The sequence below is a fragment of the Rhodothermales bacterium genome (assembly GCA_034439735.1).
Lineage (GTDB): Bacteria > Bacteroidota > Rhodothermia > Rhodothermales > JAHQVL01 > JAWKNW01.
This window is the reverse complement of record JAWXAX010000245.1, coordinates 1-20,941: the sequence shown is the minus strand read 5'-3', so window position 1 is coordinate 20,941 and position 20,941 is coordinate 1. Positions and strand designations below refer to the sequence as shown.

Genomic DNA, 20,941 nt, shown 5'->3' with positions numbered 1-20,941 from the left:
GGATGGGAATGGTGGTAATCGGACTATAACACTATGTCTACTGTATTTTTGATTTCGTTGGCGGTCATCGGGATCGGACTGCTGTTGTTTCTGGTGATCGTCGTTCGGCTCCACGCATTTATCGCCCTGTTGCTGGCGAGCCTGTTCGTGGCCATCGCCGGCGGCATGCCGATCGGGGAGATCGCGAAGACGATCCAGGACGGCATGGGCGGTACGCTGGGGTATATCGCCGTGGTGGTGGGCATCGGGGCGATGTTCGGGGAGCTGCTGCAGGTATCCGGCGGGGCGGAGCGAATAGCGCGAACGCTGCTCGATCGATTTGGAGAGAAGAAGTCCCAGTGGGCCCTGGCGCTAACCGGGCTCATCGTATCTACGCCGGTGTTTTTCGACGTGGCGCTGATCCTATTTATCCCCCTCGTCTACAGCCTCGCGCGGCGGGCGAAGACGTCGCTATTATATTACGGCGTCCCGCTGATCGCCGGCATGGGTGTGGCGCACGCCTTTATCCCCCCGACGCCCGGCCCGGTCGCGGTCGCGGCGTTGCTGAATGCCGATCTCGGGTGGGTGATCTTTTTTGGGATCGTCGCCGGCATCCCCGCGACGGCGGTTGGCGGCATCTTGTACGGGAAGTACATCGCGAACAAGATGTATATCGCGATTCCCGAGCATATGGCGCGCGACATGCCGTCGGGCGACACGGAGTCGAAAGACCTGCCTTCTTTTGCCAACGTGATGACGATCATCGGGTTGCCGATCGTGCTGATTCTGGCCAACACCGTCACGGCGGTGATGCTGCCGAAGGAGAGCCTGGTTGTGCAGTGGATCGGTTTCATCGGGCACCCGTTCATCGCGCTGTTGCTCGCGGCATTGCTGGCGTTTTACACGCTGGGCACCCTTCGGGGGTATTCGCGGGATGACATCCAGCGGATCGCGACCCGGTCGATGGAGCCTGTCGGCTTGATCATCCTGGTGACGGGCGCCGGCGGAGTGTTTGGCAAGGTGTTGATCGCCACCGGCGTCGGGGCGGCGCTGGCCGACACGATGGCCGCCACCGGGCTGCCGATGGTGCTGTTGGCGTATCTAATCGCGCTGGTCGTCCGCCTCTCGCAGGGTTCGGCGACGGTGGCGATGGTGACGGCCGCCGGCCTGATCGCGCCGGCCATCGAAGCCGGCTCGTTCTCCGCGCCGCTGGTGGGTTGCATAACGATTGCCATCGCCGCGGGCGCCACGATGGCGTCACATGTCAACGATTCCGGCTTCTGGCTCGTCTGCCGCTATATGGGGATGACAGAGAAGCAGACGATCCAATCGTGGACGGTCGTCTCGAGCATCGTCGGGGCCGTGGGCATGGCAGTGGTGCTAGTGATCAGTATGTTTCTATAGGGTTGGCAGGTTCGCAGGTTGAAGGTTACATAACTTGCTAACCTGCAACTTGCTAACCTGCAACCATCAGATCCACACGTTCAGCTTGTGGTGATTGACCATGCAATGGAGCATGTCGCTGGCGGTGAGTAGGCCGATCATTTTCTGATTGGCGTCCACGATGGGGATGCAGTGGATGTCTTCCATCACCATCACGCGGGAGATTTCGCGGAGCGTGGTGTTGCCGGTAGCGGTGAGGACATGCCGGGTCATGACTTCGGCGATCATGACGTCGGCCGGGGCGCGGCCGGCGGCCATCGTATGCATCACGTCGTGCTGCGAAAGGATGCCGACGAGTTTACCGGTGCGGTTTTTAACGGGGAGATGATCGATGTGGTGCTCGGCGAAGAGGCGGACCGCATCGAGCAAGGTCTGTTCGGGTTCGATGGTCTGCATCCGCGTTTGCATGACCTCCTTGGCGAAGACGGCCTCTTCCAGGCGCTGATTCTGGCGGGCCAGTGACTGACTGTAGGGGTTGGTGCCGGGGCCTCCGCGTCGTTTCGAGAGCGCGGCGTTGTGCTCGCGATCCGGCTTGCCCCGGTCGGAGGGTGTTACCGGCCGGGTTTCATCCGGCTTATAGGTCGTCGGCAGGCTTTCGCCCACCCATTCGATCGGCATGACGACGCAACGGTATGTGCCGGCACGGGGCGCGAGAGGAAAGAATGCGGACGTGCGGCTTGGCTATCAGAGGCCCGGAGAGAAGATAATGGCTTTCCCACGCGCAGCCGCCGGACTCTGTTCCTCGGGACGTTACGCGTTGACTAGTTGCGCGTTTTGCGTTGCCTACAGGAATCTCGCTCCACAGCTCAATGGCGCGTACCAGATCACCAAACGTTCAACGGGAGAACGCGTAACGTTACTCAATAATTCGGGTCATACGGGATGGGGCGGTGCGACTCGATGAAGTGGATGATGTCGTCCGGAGAATCGTGGATCGAAATCAAGTCGTGATATTGCTTGCCGACGGCGAGTTGCCGGAGCAGGGGGAAAATCGGGGTGTGCTCGGACCAGAACGCTGTGTTATAAAATACCATGGGGCTAACGACTTTGAAGCTGCCATAATGGTTCTGCGCCGCATCCATGAAGATCTCCTGGATCGTGCCGGCGCTGCCTGGCGCGTACACCACACCGGATGAGGCGATGGCAAGCAGCACGTCTTCCCGAATGCTGTTGGCGAAGTACTTCGCAATATGAGAAGCAAACTGGTTGGTGGGTTCGTGGCCGTAAAACCAGGTTGGCACGGCCAGGCTCTGGCCGGCGTCCGGGTAGCGGTCGCGGACGGCGAAGCCGAGGTCCAGGTAGGCGTTCGACTTGTACGAGGGTTCGCCCGCCAGCATATCGATCGCGGATTCGAGTTCGTCGGGCTGGTAGCGGGCCATGTGGGCGCCGAGGTTGGCGGCTTCCATGGCGCCCGGGCCGCCGCCGGTGGCGATGAAGTAGCCCCGAGCCGTCAGGCCGTGGGCGATGTGGGCAACGTCTCGATACGCTTTTTCGCCGCGGACCAGCCGATGACCGCCCATGATGGCAACGATCTGCGGATGCTGCCCCAGCAACTCGTTCAGGGCATCGTCGATAGCGTGGTCGTGCAGGCGCTGGGCGAGCGCTTCGAGGAGAGGGGGAGATTCGTTGCTGAGACGAAAGCGGGTGAAGTGTTGGTAGATGGTCATATCCAGCGCATCACGCTGGAAACTACCCGGCTCTCCGCGGCGGTACCCCTCCATCAACTCCTCGATGGTATACAGCGTCGATCGATAGGGATGGTAGGGCACATCCGCCAGGCGCGGGAAAACGATGCCTCCCGTCGCAATGACATGGAGTAGGGCGCGATCCTCCAATTGACATCCGAGAAACGCGGCGCCGGCGGCCGTGACGCCGAGCAATGTCTCGGTCTGATGGCTCAAATTCAGCCCCTGACACACCACGCCGTCGAGCTGTTCATATTCCGCGAGGTGGGCAAGCAGGGCGTCGACGGTGTCGAGTTCAAAATGCATACGGTCGGCTGGAAAGCCTGTGCCGGGCTAAGCCGGCAGGAGTCTGGCGCGACGAAGGATGACCGATCGCTTGCGCCGGACGATGAGGAGGACGGACAGTGCGTTGAATCGCGGCGGGGCCTTTACGTTTCCCGGGCTTGGTCCGGCCGCTTGCGATGCGCGATGGCATGGTGGCCTCAGGTCATCACAACGCCGGCCGGCGGGCATCGCCACGCGCGTATTCACAGACGCCTTGGGGGAATATCGCCTCCAGGTGGTCCCGTTGCGGAGGCGTCATCTCCCAATCCCCATATAGCCCTTTCTGTACGGCCTCATCGATGGGTTGAAGGTGGCACTTGAATACATCCCCGGTGATCGGTCCGCCGGCCACGATGCGCGAGGTGCTAAAGACAGGGAATTGCCGGGCGCAGGGTCCTTTTTCGCCGTCTTCGAGGATGCCGGCCCAGGCGTTGGTGCCGGCATAGATCAGAGCGCCCGAGGTGTCGTAGCAGCTATCGACGGCCCGGTCGGGTTTGTTGCCGGCCACGCCGCGCTCCGGGGTGGCCCGGAGGTTGGCCATCCACTCGTCGATGACCTGAAACGCAAGGGGCGTCTGGTCGAACCGGGTCTGCCCGGCGCGGGTGTCGGTGAACCAGACGACCTGGTTGGCCGCGTCGCCGTCGTGGTTGAGCATGCGCTGGCGGATGGCGAACGACTGGTGGCTGTTGTGCATATCGAGCTCCGGTTCCAGATAGTGCCGCCAATCGATGATGGGGATGTCGATCTTCCCGGTGAATACCATGCCGCTGGTATAGGCAGATTCGATGGCGCCGGCATCGGCTGTCGTTCGCGGCGCGGGCGGGTCGCCGGCGTCGTTCGGGCTGAGGGTCATGTTGCGGGCGCTGTAGATATCGAAGTCGCCTTCGGGGAGGTATGGCTGCCCTTCCTGGACGGATTCCTTCGCCGGCTTCCACCCGCCGATCCGTGCGTTGAGGTCGATAAACTCCTCCGGCGTGATGTGGCCGTCCCGCAGGGCCTGGAAGCCGTACTGGACGCCCACATTGTCCCACGTCCGCCGCGCGTACCCGTCTTCGTTTTTCCCGTAGATCTGGACGAGGTCGTCGAAGTGGGTCCACTCGGTGCCGGCCTGGTCTTCCGGGGAGATGCCGGGCACGGTGCCGTAGTGGGGATTAAACGTAAGCGCGGTGAGGCCGCGCCAGCCCTCGATGCATTCCGAGAGCCCGGGACGGCCGCCGTTGTACGGGTTGGCGAGGGTGTCCGACGCGTTTAAGCCCTGGAGCCAGGTCCGGTTGGACCATGTCGCCCATTTCGAACCGGGATCTCGGGCGACCTCTGCGTCCATGTACCGTTCGAGCAGTTCGCAATCGCCCACGTGGATCGTCTGGGTGATCATGTCCGGATAGGCGTATTGCGGCACGCCGGCGTCGATCAATCCCGGATGGTTCTGGGCGTAGACGTATTGCTGGATCCCTCCGCCAGAGCCCCCGACGCCAACCGTATACAGCGGCTTGCCGTAGGCCGCGACGAATCGGTTCTTCAGCATGATCGCGGTTTCGCCGCCCACCTGGAGGTCGTAGTGGGTGGAGGTGCGGGTGCCGGTGGAGTAGAGGATCGCGTAGCCGGTTTCGAGGCCGTAGGGGTAGAGCATGTCTCCCGGATTCGGGTTGCCCTGATAGCGGCCGATGCCGACGCCACCCTGGAAGGCGTAGATGACGCGGCGATTCCAGGCGCTGAGGTCGGGCGTGGCGGCGTCCTGGCCGGCCGGCGAGAGCATCGCGATGCTGTAGATGAATCGGTTGATGGTGCCCCGCTCCCAGCGGACGATGAAGTCGACGGTCTTCCCGTCGAGCGTGGTCGTCTGCGCGAGGTCGGCCGGCCGCGGGCCGGCGGGGTCGTAGGGTTTCCAGGAGCCGTCGGCGGTGGAGCGGTAGACGAAGTCGATGGCGGTGGGGAGGGTGCAGTCGGCATCCACCGGCGCGCCGAGGCGGGCGCGGGCGCGGTGTTCTTCCGAGGCGCAGACAAAGGGCATCTGCGCCGGCCCGGAGAACATCGGTCCCTGGATGGGATGGTTGGTAAGGATGATGGAGGCCTTATCCCCGCCGGCTTCAACCTCCACCGTATTGGCGCCCTCGCGGAGGCCAGACACGATGCCCTCGAGCCGGCCGTCTCCGTTGCGTATGAAGCCATTAACCGGAGTGCCGTTCAGGAGGATGGATGCCTCCGTGGCGCCAACGATCTCCAGCCGCGCCATCCCTCCGCTCACCCATTCCGCCGGCGCCGAGACGACATCGATGCGGAGGCCGTCGGCCGGTGTACCGCAACCGATGACAACCATTAAAAATAACCCGATCAATTTATCCCGGCGATGGGATACGAAACCCCTGGCGTGCTTCGACGCATGTCGGGTTACGGCCGGATGGGGGCACTTTGTGTTGCTTCGACCGGGTTGTCGGGTTACGGCCGGATAGGCATATTCGCCAGATGGGCACGAGGTGGCCGGCCTAACCCGACCTACGGGGTTTCGATTTTCCATTTTTACTTTTGCCTTTTACCTTTTGCCTTCGCTCACGCCTTCCCACAACCCCTGGAGGTACATTGCGCCGAGGGCGCGGTCGTAGAGGCCGTAGCCGGCGCGGCCGGTTTCGCCCCAGATCATTCGTCCGTGGTCCGGCCGCATGGGGCCTTTGAAGCCGACGTCCCGGTAGGCCTTCATCACCTCCAGCATCGGGACGCTTCCGAAGCGGGACGGGTGTTCACTCTCGTGGAATTTTTTATCGCCCGTAACCCGCACATTGCGGGAGTGGGCGAAGTGGATCCTGCCGGCGCCGCCAATTTCGCGCGTGATGGCCGGCAGGTCATTCGCCGGGTTGGCGCCCAGGGATCCCGTGCAGAGCGTGACCCCATTGGCCGGGCTGTCGACGAGCCGGATAAATCGCCGCAGCGCCGCCTGCGAGCCGATAATGCGCGGGAGGCCGAGGGTGGACCACGGCGGGTCGTCCGGGTGGATGGCCATCTTGACGCCGGCGGCCTCCGCGACGGGCACGACGCGTTCGAGGAAATACGCCAGATGATCCCACAGTCGCTCCTCATCGACCTGTTTGTAGGCATCGAAGAGTTCGTCGATCTGGCGGGCGGAGTAGGACGTGGCCCAGGCCGGCAGGGACTTCCCGACCGACGAGAGGTCGATCCGCTTCAGCTCCTCGTGGTCGTAGCTGAGGGTGGTGGACCCGTCGGGCATCGGCATGTCGACGCGGGTACGCGTCCAGTCGAACACCGTCATGAAGTTGTAACACAACACGGGGATGCCGGCCGCGCCCAGGTGTTCGACGCTGCGGCAGTAGGCGTCGATGTACGCGTCGCGGGAGGGCCGGCCGAGTTTGATGTCCTCGTGGACGGGGATGCTCTCGACGACGTCGAACGCCAGGCCGGCGTCCTCGATGGACGCCTTGAGCGCCAGGATCCGCTCCAGCGGCCATACGGCGCCGGGCGGGATGTCATACAAAGCGCTGACGATGCCGACGAGCCCGGGGATCTGGCGGATGTATGCCAGTGTAACCCGGTCGTCGGCGCCGTACCAGCGGAAGGTCATTCGCATAAGGAGAGGTTGCAGGCTTGTCCTGAGTGAAGTCGGCCTTAGCCGACGGAATCGAAGGATCCATAAGTTAGCAAGATACAGGTTGGCAGGCCTGTCCTGAGGGACGTCGGCGAAGCCTACGGACTCGAAGGATCCACAGGTTGCAAGTTCGAGTGTACGGCGTCAACCCGCAAGCCTTGTCGGGGATAACGATGGAGGGCCAGGCGGCTCAAATACTCGTTCATATCTGCAGTTCCGCTTGCCATACATGCAGCGATGCGATATACTTCTTGTTGAGCGCCGGCGAACGGAAGGGATTCAGTCGCCCCATGTAGCCGGCCGCTGAACGCATCCGATCGCTCGTATGAAGCGAGTTTCAGTCATAGGGATTTTTTGTATCCTTGCGCCCATCCTGGGTCAGTCGTTGAAGGCTCAGCCGGAGTCCCTCCGGTTCGACCGCCTCGCCAAGCCCGACGGACTGATCGGCAGCCGGGTGACTTCGATCGCGCAGGACACCGTCGGGTTCATGTGGTTCGGCACCACTGAAGCACTGAATCGCTACGACGGGTATTCATTCAAGGCGTACACCCACAGTAGCCTGGATGCATCTTCACTATCTGACAACCGGGTCAGTTCGCTGATCCTCGATCGGTCGGGAACGCTCTGGGTTGGCACTTCGAGGGGATTGAACCGCTATGTTCCGACTTCCGGTACTTTTGATCGTTTCTACCCGGGTTCGGATACGACGTCTCTCCCCGAGAATGAGATTCTCGTTTTGTACGAAAGTCCGGTTGGCGAATTCTGGGTCGGTACGGCAGGGGGTCTTTTTCGGTTCGACCGCGAGGCCAATACCTTTGAGGCCTACTTGCACGATCCCGATGATGTCAACAGCCTGGGCGATGGGTGGGTCCAGACGATCTATGAAGATCGTTCAGGAACGCTGTGGATTGGGACCGGCGACGGTTTTAGGGTCGGCACTCCGGGGCGTGGAGGGCTTCATCGGCTCGAGCGAAAATCAGGCGTCTTCAAGCACTACATGTACCGGCCGGGCGATGCCTCGAGTCTGATCTCAAACGACGTACACGCGGTAGTTGAGGACAGAAGGGGAGAACTGTGGGTAGGCACGGCGGGCAATGGATTGCACAGATACAATCCTGTAGCGGATGCCTTTGTACGCATTCCCTACCTGGTCGACGGAAAGCGGTCCATACTCTGGTCGGCGGAACTGACGTATGCCGGCACGGGCGTTACGCATGTTTTCGAGGATGGGAAGGACAATCTCTGGATAACGAGCTATGGAACCGGTCTCCATCGGTGGGATCGGGATACCCAGATCTCGGCCTCATATCGATACAATCCGGTCGATAAGGCAAGCATCTCAGACGACGACGTCCTTTCGATCTATGAGGATCGAACCGGCGTCCTTTGGATCGGGACCGGTGGAGGCATCAATAAGATCGATCAGTTCGCCAAACGATTTCGTCAATTCAGACATCAGCCCGGGAACGCAAACAGCTTGAGCTATAGCCACGTGTGGTCCGTCTGGGAAGATCATACCGGCGCCCTGTGGGCCGGAACGACGGCGGGCGGGCTCAATCGGATCGATCGGACGACGGGCAAAGTGACCTATTTCCGCCACAGGCGGGGCGATCCTAGCAGCCTCGCGCACGACAACGTGAACTTCCTCTACGAGGATCGATCCGGCGTGCTGTGGGTGGGTACGTATGGCGGTGGCCTCGACCGATTCGATCGGGCGACGGAGACGTTCACCCACTTCCCCCATATTCCACAGAATCCCCTTAGTCTGAGTGATTCTGTGGTGACCGCTATTGCGCAAGATCAAGAGGGAATGATATGGGTGGGTACTGCAGGAGGCTTGAATCGGATTGATCCAGTTACAAATCGGATTAAGCGATTTCTTCCAGATCCGGCGGATCCATCAAGTCTGCCCGTAGCGGACATCAATGTATTGTTCGTAGATCAGGAAGGTGGACTATGGATTTGCGCAGAGAATACGATCAGCCGGTTCAATCCTGAAGACGCGTCTTTCTCAGGTGTCGCCGTCAATTCAGGATGCACGTCAATGATTGAGGATCAGGGTGGATCGCTGTGGTATGGGAGGAACGGACTGGTTAAGCTCGACAAGGCTTCCGGCATCACAACGACCTACTCGGTGAAAGATGGATTGTCCTCGAATGCCGTCATGGGGATACTCGAGGATGCCAGGGGGTATCTGTGGCTGAGTACGGCCGATGCTGGCCTGTCGCGTTTCGATCCGAAGACCGGCGTTTTTCGCAATTACGGCCTGGACGACGGATTGGATGATCTTCGGTTCTCGTGGGACGCTTTTAACAAGGGAAGCGACGGTGAGCTGTTTTTCGGAGGTCCGGCCGGCGTGACGGCGTTCTTTCCAGAAGGGATCGTTGACAACCCGTATCCGCCGGCCATGGTGATCACCGGGCTTTTTGTAAAAGGGCAACGCCTGCATCAACCTGGGATTGGCGATGCGGGCTTCGATCTGCGATCAGATGCAGAGCCTCTGAAATGGCCCTACAGCCAGAACGTCGTCGCCATCGAATACGCGGGGCTGCATTATAGCCAGCCCGAGCGGAACCAGTACACCGTCATGCTGGAAGGACGCGATAGGGAGTGGCGCGATGTCGGCAATCTTCGTCGGGCGGAATACAGCAGTCTACCACCGGGCACTTACACGTTCCGCGCCAAGGCCGCTAGCAGCGACGGCGTCTCGAGCGAACCGATCTCGCTGCGTTTCACCATCTTGCCTCCCTGGTGGCGCACGCCCTTTGCCTTCACCGGATATGGACTGCTCCTTGTGGCGAGCATCCTTGTGCTGGAGCGCATGCAACGCCATCGTTTGCTGCGCCAGGAACGCGATCGCGCGATGGCACGAGAAATCGAGCGCGCCCGCGAAATAGAGGAGATAAACAGCCGATTACTCGAACACGAGCGCCGGCTCGAAGAACGAAACGAACAACTCGAAACCCAGAAAGACCAACTGGAGAAGCAGGCCCGTCAGTTGATCGAACTCGACCAGGCCAAAAGCCGCCTGTTCGCCAATATATCGCATGAGTTTCGCACGCCGCTCACACTGATTCTCGGCCCTGTCGAGAAAGCCCTTCGGGGCGCCGGTGGATCGACGAGGGAGGCACTAACAACGACCTTTGGCAGGATTCAGAATCAGGCGTATTCGCTGCTTCATCTGGTGGATCAAATGCTCGATCTGGCCAGAATAGAAAACGGCAAGATGGAGTTGTACGCGGAACAACAGGATCTCGCCAGCTGCCTGAAAGATCTCATCCACGCTTTTACCCCGATGGCCGAACGCGAGCAGGTATCCCTTTATTTCCATTGCGACGTACCGTCCTGGCCGCTTGTCTTCGACCGGGATAAAGTAGAAAAAATCGTAGGCAATCTTCTTTCGAATGCGATCAAATTTACAGAGGCTGGCGGCAAGGTAGGGGTGTCGTTAAAACCCGTGGCCGGCGACGCGAAGTCCATCGCGATCCTCATTAGAGACACGGGAATCGGAATTCTGGAAAAAGATCTCGATCGACTTTTCGATCGGTTCGAACAACTTCAAAGGCCGGCCCATCGGCAATACAGAGGCGCCGGTCTCGGGCTGGCGCTGGCCAAAGAGCTCGTGGAAGTTCACCAGGGCACGATCAGCGTCGAAAGCGAAGTGGGTTTCGGAAGCACGTTTACCGTAACGCTTCCAGCCAGTCTGCCGGCCACGAAAAAAAACCGGGAACGGCCAGATACCAGATCTGCCCGGCTCCCCCGTCACTTCGCGCGGCATGCGCCATCATCGAACCAGAACGGAAACGAGCCTTTCCTTTCTACACCCGATCACCCCGGCATCTTGATCGTGGACGACAACCCGGATGTCAGGGAGTACTTGCGCGGAGAACTGGAAACGGACTACACCGTCATCGAGGCGGCCAATGGCGATGACGCCTGGGCGAAGTTGTTGAAGCAACCTCCAGCGCTCATCGTGAGCGACGTGATGATGCCGGGGCTGGACGGTTTCGAGCTGTGCCGGAAGATAAAAAGCAATGAGTCGCTGCGTCATATCCCGATCATGCTGCTTACCGCCCTCGCCGGCGAATCGGAAGCCGTAAAGGGCTTCGATTGTGGGGCAGACGATTATCTGGAGAAGCCCTTCAGTCCGGCCGAGTTGAGAGCTCGCGTGGCCGGTCTCATTCGGTCGAGAAATGACCTGCGCTCAAAATTCAGCCGGGAAGTGGTACTCAAGCCTTCCAATGTGATCGTCCAGGCCGAAGACGAGGCGTTTCTGGAGCGCGTGGTGGCCATCATCGAGGACCATATCAGCGACAGCCATTTCGGTGTCTCGCAACTGGCCGACGAGCTGGGGGTGAGCTCACGCCAACTCGGCCGCAAAATACGGGCGACTACCGAGAAGACCCCGACGGCATTGATATGGGAAATTCGACTCACACGGGCGGCTCAATTGCTCCAGTCTCACTCGGCTACCGTCGCCGAAGTGGCGTATCGGACAGGATTCAAATCACCCTCCCACTTTTCCACGGCTTTTCGCAGAAAGTACGGCGTCGCCCCCAGGGCGTTTGCTGATTTGAATCATTGAGATGTTCGCCCATCCGTCAAATTCTTTATTGGAGAGGACACTACACGGGCAGTAAAAAACCTGTCTCATTCAGCCAATCGCCTTTTGTTAGGTTGTGAATGCAGATTCGCTCAACTGGAGCGTTCCCCGAGAATCTGGTTCTTCCAACCTATTTTGAACAAGGAGGCGAGTATGAAAAGGATAGTGATGCTCTGTTGCCTGGCAGGGTTGATTATGCCGGGCTGTACGGACACGTTACCTGTAGAAACCGGCGGCAGCATTGTTGCCGAGTCCGGTGCGGAAGGAAATAATGCAGCGGAAAAAACGCTGGACGAGCTACTTTCGAGCGGCACAGTCGTGGAAGTCCCGGCCGGCTCGGTCGATGCGCTAGCAGACGCCATTGCGTCCGCGGGATCAGGCGGTGTCGTCCTGCTGAAATCGGGCCTGCATCATGAGTCGGGCACCGTCGAAATCAACCACACCGTGACCCTTGTTGGTGAAACTGGAGCGACGCTCATCTCTGATACCACCCCGGAATTCACAACGGGAATCATGGATCCTGCGTTGTTGATCTACGGCGCCCCCGATGTCGTCGTTCGTGATTTCAAAATCATCCCGAAAGGCGATGTCGGCGGCACGGCACTTTGGGTCGAGGATTCCCCGAACATGGTGATGAGCCATATGACCATCCTCGAGCACGAGCGGGGGGTGATCATTCAGCACAGCGATCACGTGTCCATCAGGCACAATAAAATCGTCAGTTCAACACGCTGGCAAACCGGCGATCTCGGCTTCACGGAGGGCGTGCTGGTAGTCAATGGCAATTTCGCCATCATCGAACACAACGATGTCTCAGATGCCCTGGTCGGTATTTTTGTCAGCGATCGGAAAGGCTTGATCGCGAACAATAACACCCATGGGAATTTAATAGGCATCGTATTATGCAATCACCCGGTTACGCTGGCCACACCGGGTGGAGACCTCGTCGGCTCCGAGGTGAATGCAACCCTGTGGATGGTGCGCGACAACTACTCTCACGACAACCTGGACACCGGCTATCTCGTCGTGGACGGCGCCAATAAGAACTACCTCGTCAACAATCGGGGAGGCAATAACGCCAAGTACGATATCGAACTGGCCGGTGATTCCAATCGCTTTGGCTTCTTTACGCCCACTTCTCGCGAAACGATAGTTAATACCCAGAAATACAACGACATGGTCGTGAAAGACTGCGGCGTAGACGACAAGATCACGGGCGGCCAGCTGGTCGATCTTTCGATCGATCCTTGTTATTGACGACCTAAACAGTAAGCATAACACGGAGCCCAGACTACTGGACACTTTTGGCTACCCACCCTGCCGACGCCGTCGGGGGGTATGTTGTTGTGTCAGGTGATTTAAACGTGTCAGAGGTAAGCATATGGCTACGCATACAACGAAAAACCGGTCGATTGCCTTTCTGCTGAGATTATCTGCCCTTTTGTTTCCATTCTTCGCCTTTGTAACAACAACGCAAGCGCAACGAGTTGCATTCAATGAGGAGACGGCCCAAACGACTGATGTCATCGATTTTGAGAATGTTGCTCCTGGCTCCAATCTAGAAGTAGGGCCTCTCTTTTCAGGCGGCAGTTTCGGCCCGATTACGCTGATCAGCCGCTCCCCTCTTTCTGTTTTTGGGGTACCTACGATCCTAGACTCAGCCTGCCCGGGTGATGTGTGCAGTGGTGATGAATACGACCTCGGGACTCCGAATGAAACCTTCGGCGGCCCGGGAAGAGGCATAGGTGGGGAGAAGGGTCAGTTGTATGCAAACGATTCAGGACAGGGACACGTCTTCATTTTTCATGATACGCGCGTATCGGGCTTGGATGATCCGAACAGCACGAATGCCCCGGCCCTACACATACTCAATTTCCCTCACCCTATCACAATACACAGCATCACCGCAGTTGATATCGATGAAGACGATTTTGTGATTTTCCGGCTCTGTTCCGCTCCCGTGTGCGATCGCTTTGCGGAGGATAGTAACATGACTCCGTTCAGGGCACCGGTAACGGGTAAGAACGGCAAAGCCGTCGTGATCACGGACGCCGGCGACATGGGCAAGGGCACGCCGGGAGTCGTCAGTATGACGATACGGACGCAAGGGTCTGTTGCGCTCGATGACATCACGTTCAGCATAGAACAGGAATCAGCACCCGCGAGCTCTTTAACGGCCTATCCCAATCCCTTCAACCCCTCGACGACTATTCGCTTCTCCATAGAAGAGCAGGGCTATGTCCAGCTCATGGTCTATGACGTGTTGGGCCGGGAAGTCCGGCGCCTTGTGGATAGTGTCCAGGATTCCGGCAGCCACGAGGTCACATTCTCTTCTGGCGATCTGCCAAGCGGCACGTATCTGTATCGATTGGAAACGCCCGATGGCGCATTGACCCAGAGGATGCTGTTGTTGAAGTAAACGGAAGCGGCCTGCGCGTTCCAGGATTGTAAGGGGTGAAGGCTGGAGACTGCCCCGGACGGCCCTAGGGAAAGGCGGTTTGCGAAAAGTGTCCAGTAGTCAGCACGGAGCCCCGGTACGCGAAGGCGCCCGGGGCTCTTCGTATATGTCTGCACATCCCAGGTTTGCTGAAGGCTCTGAAATCTGATGGCATGACGTCCCCCTGCCATCCCCGGTTCTTACCCAGGGTATCTACTCGGGACAGGGTCTTCGAGCCGTTTTTCACGCCGGCCGCCTCGGCGACGGGCACCACGCGTTCGAGGAAATACGCTAGATGGTCTCAGAGCCGCTCTTCATCGACCTGTGTGTAGGCGTCGAAGAGTTCGTCGATCTGGCGGGCGGAGTAAGAGGTCGCCCACGCCGGCAGCGATTTGCCGACGCAGGAGAGATTAATCCGGGAAAGCTCGTCGTGGTCGTAGCTGAGCGTTGTGGACCCGTCCGGCATCGGCAGGTCGATCCGGGTGCGCGTCCAGTCGAACACTGTCATGAAGTTGTAACACAACACGGGGATGCCGGCCGCGCCCAGATGCTCGATGCTGTGGCAGTAGGCATCGATGTGGGCGTCGCGGGTGGGCCGGCCGAGCTTGATGTCCTCGGGATGCTTTCGACGACGTCAAACGCCAGGCCGGCGGACTCGATGGACGCCTTGAGGGCCAGAATACGCTCCAGCGGCCAGACGGCCCCCGGCGGGATGTCATACAGGGCGCTGACGATGCCGACAAGCCCGGGGATCTGGCGGATATATGCCAGCGTGACCCGGTCGTCAGCGCCGTACCAGCGGAAGGTCATGCGCATGAAGTGGTTGGCAGGTTACAGGTTGGCAAGTTGGCAGGCCTGTCCTGCGGGACGGCGGCGAAGCCGACGGACTCGAAGAATCCAAAGGTTGGCAAGTTCGCGTGTGTACGAGCAACCTGCAACCTGTAACCTGCCAACCTGCAACCTATTTCTGCCAACCTATATCATCATAAACCCCGGATGCTGGAGCCACGACCGGAGGAAGAGCGGGTCCGAGACGTGATACTGGAAGTAGCCGTTGACGATGCAGAGCCGGCCGCGGAGGCGGGCCAGATTCATGTCTTTCTGGCGTTTGGGATCGGTGACGCGGCCGGGGGTAAGGTAGCCGCAGTAGTCGACGAGGCCGCGCAGTTTTTCGGCCAGGATGAGGGTGAGGCCGCCGAGGAGGTGGTGGTCGCAGGGCTCGGTTTCGTAGGAGCCGACGGTAAAGGCGTAGGTGGGTTTCCAGCCGAAGCCGGCGCCGATCATGTCGGCTTCCTGTTCGTCGATCAGGGTTTCGTTGGTGTAGAAGCTCATGTAGAGCCGGCGAGCCGGCCCCCGGTACCGGATGCGAATCGGGTACCCGTTGGTCAGAGAGAAGTCCCACCCCTCCTCGTCGAACAGGCCGGGCTCGAAGTCGGTGCTGATCGTACGAAGTCCCTGCTCGAGGATGGCGACGTGTTTCTCGGAAAGCGGTCTGGGGAGCAGGATGCGCGCGCGAAGTCCCATGGGTCTGTCTCTTCAGCGACGTGGCCGGCGGTAGATAATCATGGAAACGTTCGTCGCATCGGGCTTGATCGGCGAATTTGCTGCCCCGAAGCCTGAAGCAAAACCTTTGCTTGAATGAGGACGTTCACTCGAAAAAGCCCACGTGACTCATGCTCAGAACCTACGAAGCCATATTAGACGGGAATACGATTGCCTGGGCCCAGGATGATCCCCAGCTTCCGCATCCGGTACGTGTGCACATCACGCTGATCGAGACCCCAACCACGCGCGAAGGCAGAGGGCAACGTATGGCCGATCTATTGGAGAAGCTCGCTGAATCTTCGGCATTTTCGGACATAGAGAACCCCGTCGAGTGGCAACAGGCTGTGCGGGAAGATAGGCCACTCCCGTTTCGCTCGAAGTGATCGGCTGTGCTCCTCGATAGCAACATAATCATTTATGCCGCCCTTCCTGAAAACGAGTGGCTGAGGCGTTTTATCGCTGAACAGGCCCCGTCGGTATCGGCTGTGAGCATGGTGGAGACACTTGGATATCACCGTCTCACCGAGCACGAGCAACGTTTATTGGAGGAGTTCTTCTTGGTTGCCGAAGTACTTCCTATCTCACCGGGTGTCCTGGAATTGGCGATTCATCTGCGAAGGCAACAATCCATGGCGCTTGGTGATTCGCTCATTGCAGCTACGGCGCTCCATTGGGGAAGGGTGTTAGTGACGCGTAATGTAAAGGATTTTGAATGGGTAGAAGGATTGCGACTTTTTAACCCATTCGAAGGCAAATAGGCGGAGTAAACTTCGTATTTACCCTCGCACCATCTTCAGCAACGACCCCACGTCCGTATTCCGCGCGCTGGCTTCGACGGCCGGCTGGTGGCTGGTGAACAGGGCCTTGCCGCGTTCGACGTGTTCGCTGAACATCCGTTTGAGCGTCTCCGGCTCCAGCTTCCGGCCGGCGCTGTAATACGACCGCGCCACGTGCCCCACGGCGTACGTGGACGCAAACGTCACCGCCGCCCCGGTTGCCGCGCTGCCCATCTTGCCCAGCGTCCCCTTCAACACCCCGCCGACGATCTTGCGCGCGAAGTTCTCGACGACCTGTGAGGTCATCCCCACACCTACCGTCGCCAGCAACTCGCGGATGTGACCCTGATCCAACGCGTAGCCATAGTGTTGCCCCACGCTGTAGACGAGCTTCATCTGGAGTGGGATGATGGCCATCGAGGCGAGGGACTGCGGCAGGAGCTCCAGCCCGCCGTTGATGACGGCGTATTTCAGAATGAGGGCATCGAGGATTGGATCGTCCTTCAGGGCGCCGGCCGGACCGGTTGAGGCCACGGCCGGCACGGGTTCCGCGCTGTCGAGCGGGAGCGTCGCCAGGGCGTCGCCCTGCGCCAGGAAGGCGCGCGAGGCGGCGGCGTCGAGTCCGAGAGCCGTGCTGAGACGTTCCAGAAAAGCCTTTTCGTCGCCAGTAGTCGCGCCATCTGCATCGCAGACACCGACGGCCATTTCGTAGGCGAGGGTCCGTAGCGCCGGCGCGTCGAGCGTATCGGCCGCGGCGTTGATATCGGCCTGGCCGAGGACGACGCGGGTGTACAGGGATGGCGAGAAGCCGGCGCCGAGGCTGTCGAAGATCTCCTTGATGCGGTCCCGCTCGTTGTCGTCTTTCTGGCCGTCGGCAAAAGCGGCCATGAGGCACAGGGTGGCGATCGCGTCTCGTTTCTCCAGCGTAAGCTCCATGGATGTATGTCAGGTTGGTGGATGTGCCGCTGGTACGCGCGATCCGGGAAGATGTTGGGTATGCGGGATACGATGTATCGTGTCCTTACGGGTGTGTTCCGAAACCGGCTTGCAAGTAAGCGCTTTTCTGGGGATATTGGATGCACTCCTACCCCACACACCTTCGCCTGGCCCCAATCATGAGCATGAATCGCCGCAATTTCCTCCATCGCACCGCCGGCCTCGCCGCTGCGTCGCTCTTTACGCCCCAGTTGCTCCATGCGCACATTCCCGCGCCGATCCCCGGCGGGAAGATCGCGTTCCAGACCTGGGTGGTGCGGGAGCAGATCGCGCAGGACTTTGTCGGCACCATGAAAAAGATGGTCGCCCACGGATACAGCGGCATCGAGCTGTGTTCGCCCCCCAGCTACGAAAAATCCGGCTTCGCGCCGCTCCTCAAGTACTCCGGCAAGGAGTTAAAACGCATCCTGGATGGGGAGGGGATCCACTGCGAAAGCAGCCACTACAACTTCGCCGAGTTGCGGGACCATCTGCCCGAGCGGATCGCCTTCGCGAAGGATATGGGCTACACCCAGATGGTGGCGTCGAGCCTCGGCCTGGGCAAAGAAGCCACGATGGACGACTGGAAAAAGGCCGCCGACACGATGAACCGCCTCGGCGAACAGACGAAGGCCGCCGGCATCCAGCTCGGCTTCCACAACCACCATGGCGAGTTCGAAAAGATCGACGGGACGCTCATTTACGACGTCCTCCTCGAACGCTTCGACACGGACCTTGTCAAGCTCCAGTTCCAGGTCGCCGTCGTCAACATCGGCTACAAGGCGGCCGACTATTTCCGGGCGCACCCCGGCCGGTTCATCTCGGCGCACCTGGCGGACTGGTCGCCGGCGAAGGAGTCCGCGGTCGCCATTGGCGAGGGCGTCGTAGACTGGAAGGATTTCTTCGACGCCGCGAAGGTCGGGGGCCTGAACAATGTCTATGTGGAGATGGATCCCGCCGTGTTGCCGGCCAGCGCCTCCTACCTGAAAAAGATGGGGTGAGCGATGTTATGTCGCCGCCGTCATCGGCGCCGGCCACCGCACACCCACCCCGTGCTCCCCGAGCCGGCGCTGGAAATCCGCCAGCCGGCTGGCGTCCGCCCGCACCTGACGCGGGGTGGCGCCAGTCTCCACACAAAACGCGGCCAGCAGCCCGGCCGCCTCACCTTGTTCCACTGGAGGGCATCAATCACGGGTAGATGACCGGCGTCTTGAGCGAGCGCCAGGGTTCTTCCTGACACATATCCACCACAGCCGGCCCTTCAAAAATCGCCGGGGAAAGGATGGCCAGGAAGACGAGCGGCTCGTCGCCGGCGTTGTAGGTGGCGTGGACTACATCCTTCGGGATGTGGGCGATTTCGCCGGCCTGGAGGATGCGGAACGCATCATCCACCCATTGCTCCGCGACGCCGGAAACGACGTAGATGATCTCCTCCATGGCGGGATGGCGGTGGAACTGATGCGCTTTGCCGGCGGGCATGTGGACGCGGACGAGCAGCAAGTCCTGCGCGTCCGTGAGGCCGGGCCGGCAGAGCCAGTGGTGCGGCCCCCAGGGCGCTTCTTCAATCTGAATGTCGTCCCGGGTGACAAACCGCAGGAGGTCGGGGTGGAGCATGGCCTGTCGTTACACGTAGGTGGGTGAATCGAGGTCGATAATTTACGTGTGAACGAACAGATCTCCGCGACGTATCTTCAGGAAAACCTGGAGGCACGCCTCGCCATTCGTACCATCCCTATGCTACAATCAGGACGTCCACGACACGAGCAGATCAGCGATTGGCTGCGCGAGCAAATCGAAAAGGGTCTGTTTCATGTCGACGACCAGCTTCCCTCGGAAAACCAGCTCGGCCAGCAGTTCGACGTCAGCCGGATCACTGTCCGCCGCGCGTTGCAGACGCTCGAGAGCGAGGGGCTGATCTACCGCCGGCAGGGCCTGGGCGCGTTTGTGAAGGACGCCCGCCTGCTCCAGGGCATGGTGAAGCTGACGGACTTTGTGGAGGATATGGCGCAGGCCGGCCTCGAGGCCTCTTCCCGGGTCGTTCATTTTGACCACGTCGAGCCGCCGGGGTTTGTGCAGGTGGCCCTGAATGTCGAACCCCACGTGCGGGTCTGCCGGCTTGATCGCCTCCGCCTCGGCGACGATCTGCCTATCGCGTTCGACCAGACCTGGCTGCCAGTCTTCTACGGCCAGCTCCTTCAGGGCTACGACCTCCAGCACGAGACGATTTACCGTATCCTGGAGGAAGATTACCAGGTGCCCGTCCTCCGCGGCCGCTACCGCCTCGACGCGGTGAATGCGGATGAGCTGATCGCCGGCCAACTCGGTGTGCCCGTCGGCCGCGCCGTCTTTCTCATCGAGCGCCTCTCGATGACTACCGGCGACAAACCCGTCTACGTCCAGCGCCGCTACTACCGCACGGACCGGGTGACGTACGAGATCGAGGTCGCCCGCAAAGGCGGCTCGCCACACGGCTCGGGGATGCCGTTGCGAGAGTTCGCGCCGGTGTTCCGGAATGCGGGATAATGGATGTGACGCTCCGCGGGAGCGTCTGAAGTTAGCGCCACGTTTCGGACCTTGGTCTATCGTACTCGTACGCAAAACAACCCTATGCCGTCGTGCGCCCGTATTCGAATGCTGCTGCTTGTCCTGCTCGGGTCCATGCCAGCGATGCCGGCACTGGCGCAGCCCCGTATCCTGGCCTACTCGCGCACGGCCGTCTTCAGGCACGACTCCATCCCCGCCGGCCTCGCGGCCCTGCAAGCCATGGCCCAGAACGACGACTGGCGCCTCACCGCCACCGAGGACCCGGCCTATTTTGTAGACGACAGCCTGGCGGTCTTCGACGCCGTCATCTTTCTGAACACCACCGGCGACGTGCTCGATGCCTCCCAGCAGGCGGCTTTCGAGCGCTTCATCCGGGCCGGTGGCGGCTTCGTGGGCGTCCACGCGGCGGCGGACACGGAGTACGACTGGCCCTGGTACGGCGCACTCGTCGGGGCCTATTTCGCCGGCCACCCGGAGATCCAGTCCGGCCGCATCGTCGTGGCCGACGGCGTCCACCCATCGACGGACGGCCTGCCCGAGCGCTGGACGCGGACGGACGAGTGGTACAACTACCAGCGCAACCCCCGCGGCGCGGTGCATGTGCTGGCGACGCTGGATGAAACGACCTACAATGGCGGATCGATGGGGTTCGATCATCCCATCGCATGGTGCCAGACGTTTCAGGGCGGTCGCTCGTGGTATACGGGCGGCGGCCACACGGCCGAGACCTACGCCGAGCCCCACTACATCGCACACCTCTCCGCCGGCATCCGGTGGGCGGCCGGCCTGGTCGGGGGCGACTGTGAGGCCACCCAGCAAGGCCGGCTCGTCAAACAGGTGCTCGATGCCGCCGTATCCTCCCCGATGGAACTGGCCGTCGCCCCCGATGGCGCGGTGTTTTTTGTCGAGCGCGAGGGGCGATTGAAACGGTACGACCCGGCGTCGGCGTCGACCTCCCTGGTAGCGCAGCTCGAAGTGTCGACGGTGCAGGAGGACGGGCTCCTCGGGATTGCGCTCGATCCCGACTTCGCCGGC

General features: G+C 60.5%; 16 protein-coding genes and 1 pseudogene. 8 read left to right on the top strand and 9 right to left on the bottom strand.

What is annotated here, in order from left to right; all coding sequences use genetic code 11:
• Nucleotides 1-33: 33 nt before the first annotated feature.
• Entirely contained in the window at nt 34-1,383 is a 1,350-nt protein-coding gene (locus SH809_17735; GenBank protein ID MDZ4701558.1) for a gluconate:H+ symporter, read from the top strand.
• A gap of 66 nt (nt 1,384-1,449) precedes the next feature.
• Here the strand turns inward: SH809_17735 and SH809_17730 are convergent, their stop codons facing one another.
• The 4 genes from SH809_17730 to uxuA form a co-directional block, all read right to left on the bottom strand.
• On the bottom strand, nt 1,450-2,040 hold the full coding sequence (locus tag SH809_17730; protein ID MDZ4701557.1) for a CBS domain-containing protein: 591 nt from the start codon (nt 2,038-2,040) through the stop codon (nt 1,450-1,452).
• A 242-nt stretch (nt 2,041-2,282) separates the two neighbouring features.
• Complete coding sequence (locus SH809_17725; GenBank protein ID MDZ4701556.1) at nt 2,283-3,413, bottom strand: hypothetical protein; 1,131 nt, start codon at nt 3,411-3,413, stop codon at nt 2,283-2,285.
• A 184-nt stretch (nt 3,414-3,597) separates the two neighbouring features.
• A complete protein-coding gene (locus SH809_17720) occupies nt 3,598-5,748 on the bottom strand; it encodes a DUF6351 family protein (protein MDZ4701555.1) in 2,151 nt (716 codons plus the stop codon).
• Nucleotides 5,749-5,961: 213 nt separating this feature from the next.
• Complete coding sequence (gene uxuA / locus SH809_17715; protein ID MDZ4701554.1) at nt 5,962-7,008, bottom strand: mannonate dehydratase; 1,047 nt, start codon at nt 7,006-7,008, stop codon at nt 5,962-5,964.
• A 472-nt stretch (nt 7,009-7,480) separates the two neighbouring features.
• Here uxuA and SH809_17710 point away from each other — a divergent pair, with 472 nt between their 5' ends.
• The 3 genes from SH809_17710 (at nt 7,481) to SH809_17700 (ending at nt 14,048) form a co-directional block, all read left to right on the top strand.
• Complete coding sequence (locus SH809_17710; protein MDZ4701553.1) at nt 7,481-11,611, top strand: two-component regulator propeller domain-containing protein; 4,131 nt, start codon at nt 7,481-7,483, stop codon at nt 11,609-11,611.
• A 171-nt stretch (nt 11,612-11,782) separates the two neighbouring features.
• Complete coding sequence (locus tag SH809_17705; GenBank protein ID MDZ4701552.1) at nt 11,783-12,886, top strand: right-handed parallel beta-helix repeat-containing protein; 1,104 nt, start codon at nt 11,783-11,785, stop codon at nt 12,884-12,886.
• Between the two features lie 124 nt (nt 12,887-13,010).
• Nucleotides 13,011-14,048 (top strand): T9SS type A sorting domain-containing protein, encoded by a 1,038-nt coding sequence (locus tag SH809_17700; GenBank protein ID MDZ4701551.1) that lies wholly within the window; start codon nt 13,011-13,013, stop codon nt 14,046-14,048.
• Nucleotides 14,049-14,367: 319 nt separating this feature from the next.
• Here the strand turns inward: SH809_17700 and SH809_17695 are convergent.
• Nucleotides 14,368-14,876 (bottom strand): annotated as a pseudogene (locus SH809_17695) (mannonate dehydratase).
• A 165-nt stretch (nt 14,877-15,041) separates the two neighbouring features.
• Complete coding sequence (locus tag SH809_17690) at nt 15,042-15,590, bottom strand: DUF6368 family protein (GenBank protein MDZ4701550.1); 549 nt, start codon at nt 15,588-15,590, stop codon at nt 15,042-15,044.
• 410 nt (nt 15,591-16,000) lie between these two features.
• On the opposite strand from SH809_17690, the gene SH809_17685 reads away from it, so the two are divergent.
• Nucleotides 16,001-16,369 carry a type II toxin-antitoxin system VapC family toxin gene (locus tag SH809_17685; GenBank protein ID MDZ4701549.1) on the top strand — a complete coding sequence of 123 codons (369 nt, stop codon included), beginning with the start codon at nt 16,001-16,003 and terminating at the stop codon, nt 16,367-16,369.
• 18 nt (nt 16,370-16,387) lie between these two features.
• Here the strand turns inward: SH809_17685 and SH809_17680 are convergent, their stop codons facing one another.
• Nucleotides 16,388-17,323 carry a DUF533 domain-containing protein gene (locus SH809_17680; protein ID MDZ4701548.1) on the bottom strand — a complete coding sequence of 312 codons (936 nt, stop codon included), beginning with the start codon at nt 17,321-17,323 and terminating at the stop codon, nt 16,388-16,390.
• Between the two features lie 179 nt (nt 17,324-17,502).
• Between SH809_17680 and SH809_17675 the strand changes: the two genes are divergently transcribed.
• Nucleotides 17,503-18,363 carry a sugar phosphate isomerase/epimerase gene (locus SH809_17675; protein ID MDZ4701547.1) on the top strand — a complete coding sequence of 287 codons (861 nt, stop codon included), beginning with the start codon at nt 17,503-17,505 and terminating at the stop codon, nt 18,361-18,363.
• Nucleotides 18,364-18,369: 6 nt separating this feature from the next.
• On the opposite strand, the gene SH809_17670 is transcribed toward SH809_17675, so the two are convergent.
• On the bottom strand, nt 18,370-18,537 hold the full coding sequence (locus SH809_17670; GenBank protein MDZ4701546.1) for a hypothetical protein: 168 nt from the start codon (nt 18,535-18,537) through the stop codon (nt 18,370-18,372).
• A gap of 13 nt (nt 18,538-18,550) precedes the next feature.
• Nucleotides 18,551-18,976: a cupin domain-containing protein gene (locus tag SH809_17665; GenBank protein ID MDZ4701545.1), complete on the bottom strand. Its 426-nt coding sequence runs from the start codon at nt 18,974-18,976 to the stop codon at nt 18,551-18,553.
• A gap of 120 nt (nt 18,977-19,096) precedes the next feature.
• Between SH809_17665 and SH809_17660 the strand changes: the two genes are divergently transcribed.
• Nucleotides 19,097-19,885, top strand: a complete 789-nt coding sequence (locus tag SH809_17660; protein MDZ4701544.1) for a GntR family transcriptional regulator — start codon at nt 19,097-19,099, stop codon at nt 19,883-19,885.
• A 108-nt stretch (nt 19,886-19,993) separates the two neighbouring features.
• Nucleotides 19,994-20,941 (top strand): ThuA domain-containing protein (locus tag SH809_17655; protein MDZ4701543.1); only part of this gene is annotated, 948 nt, incomplete at its 3' end.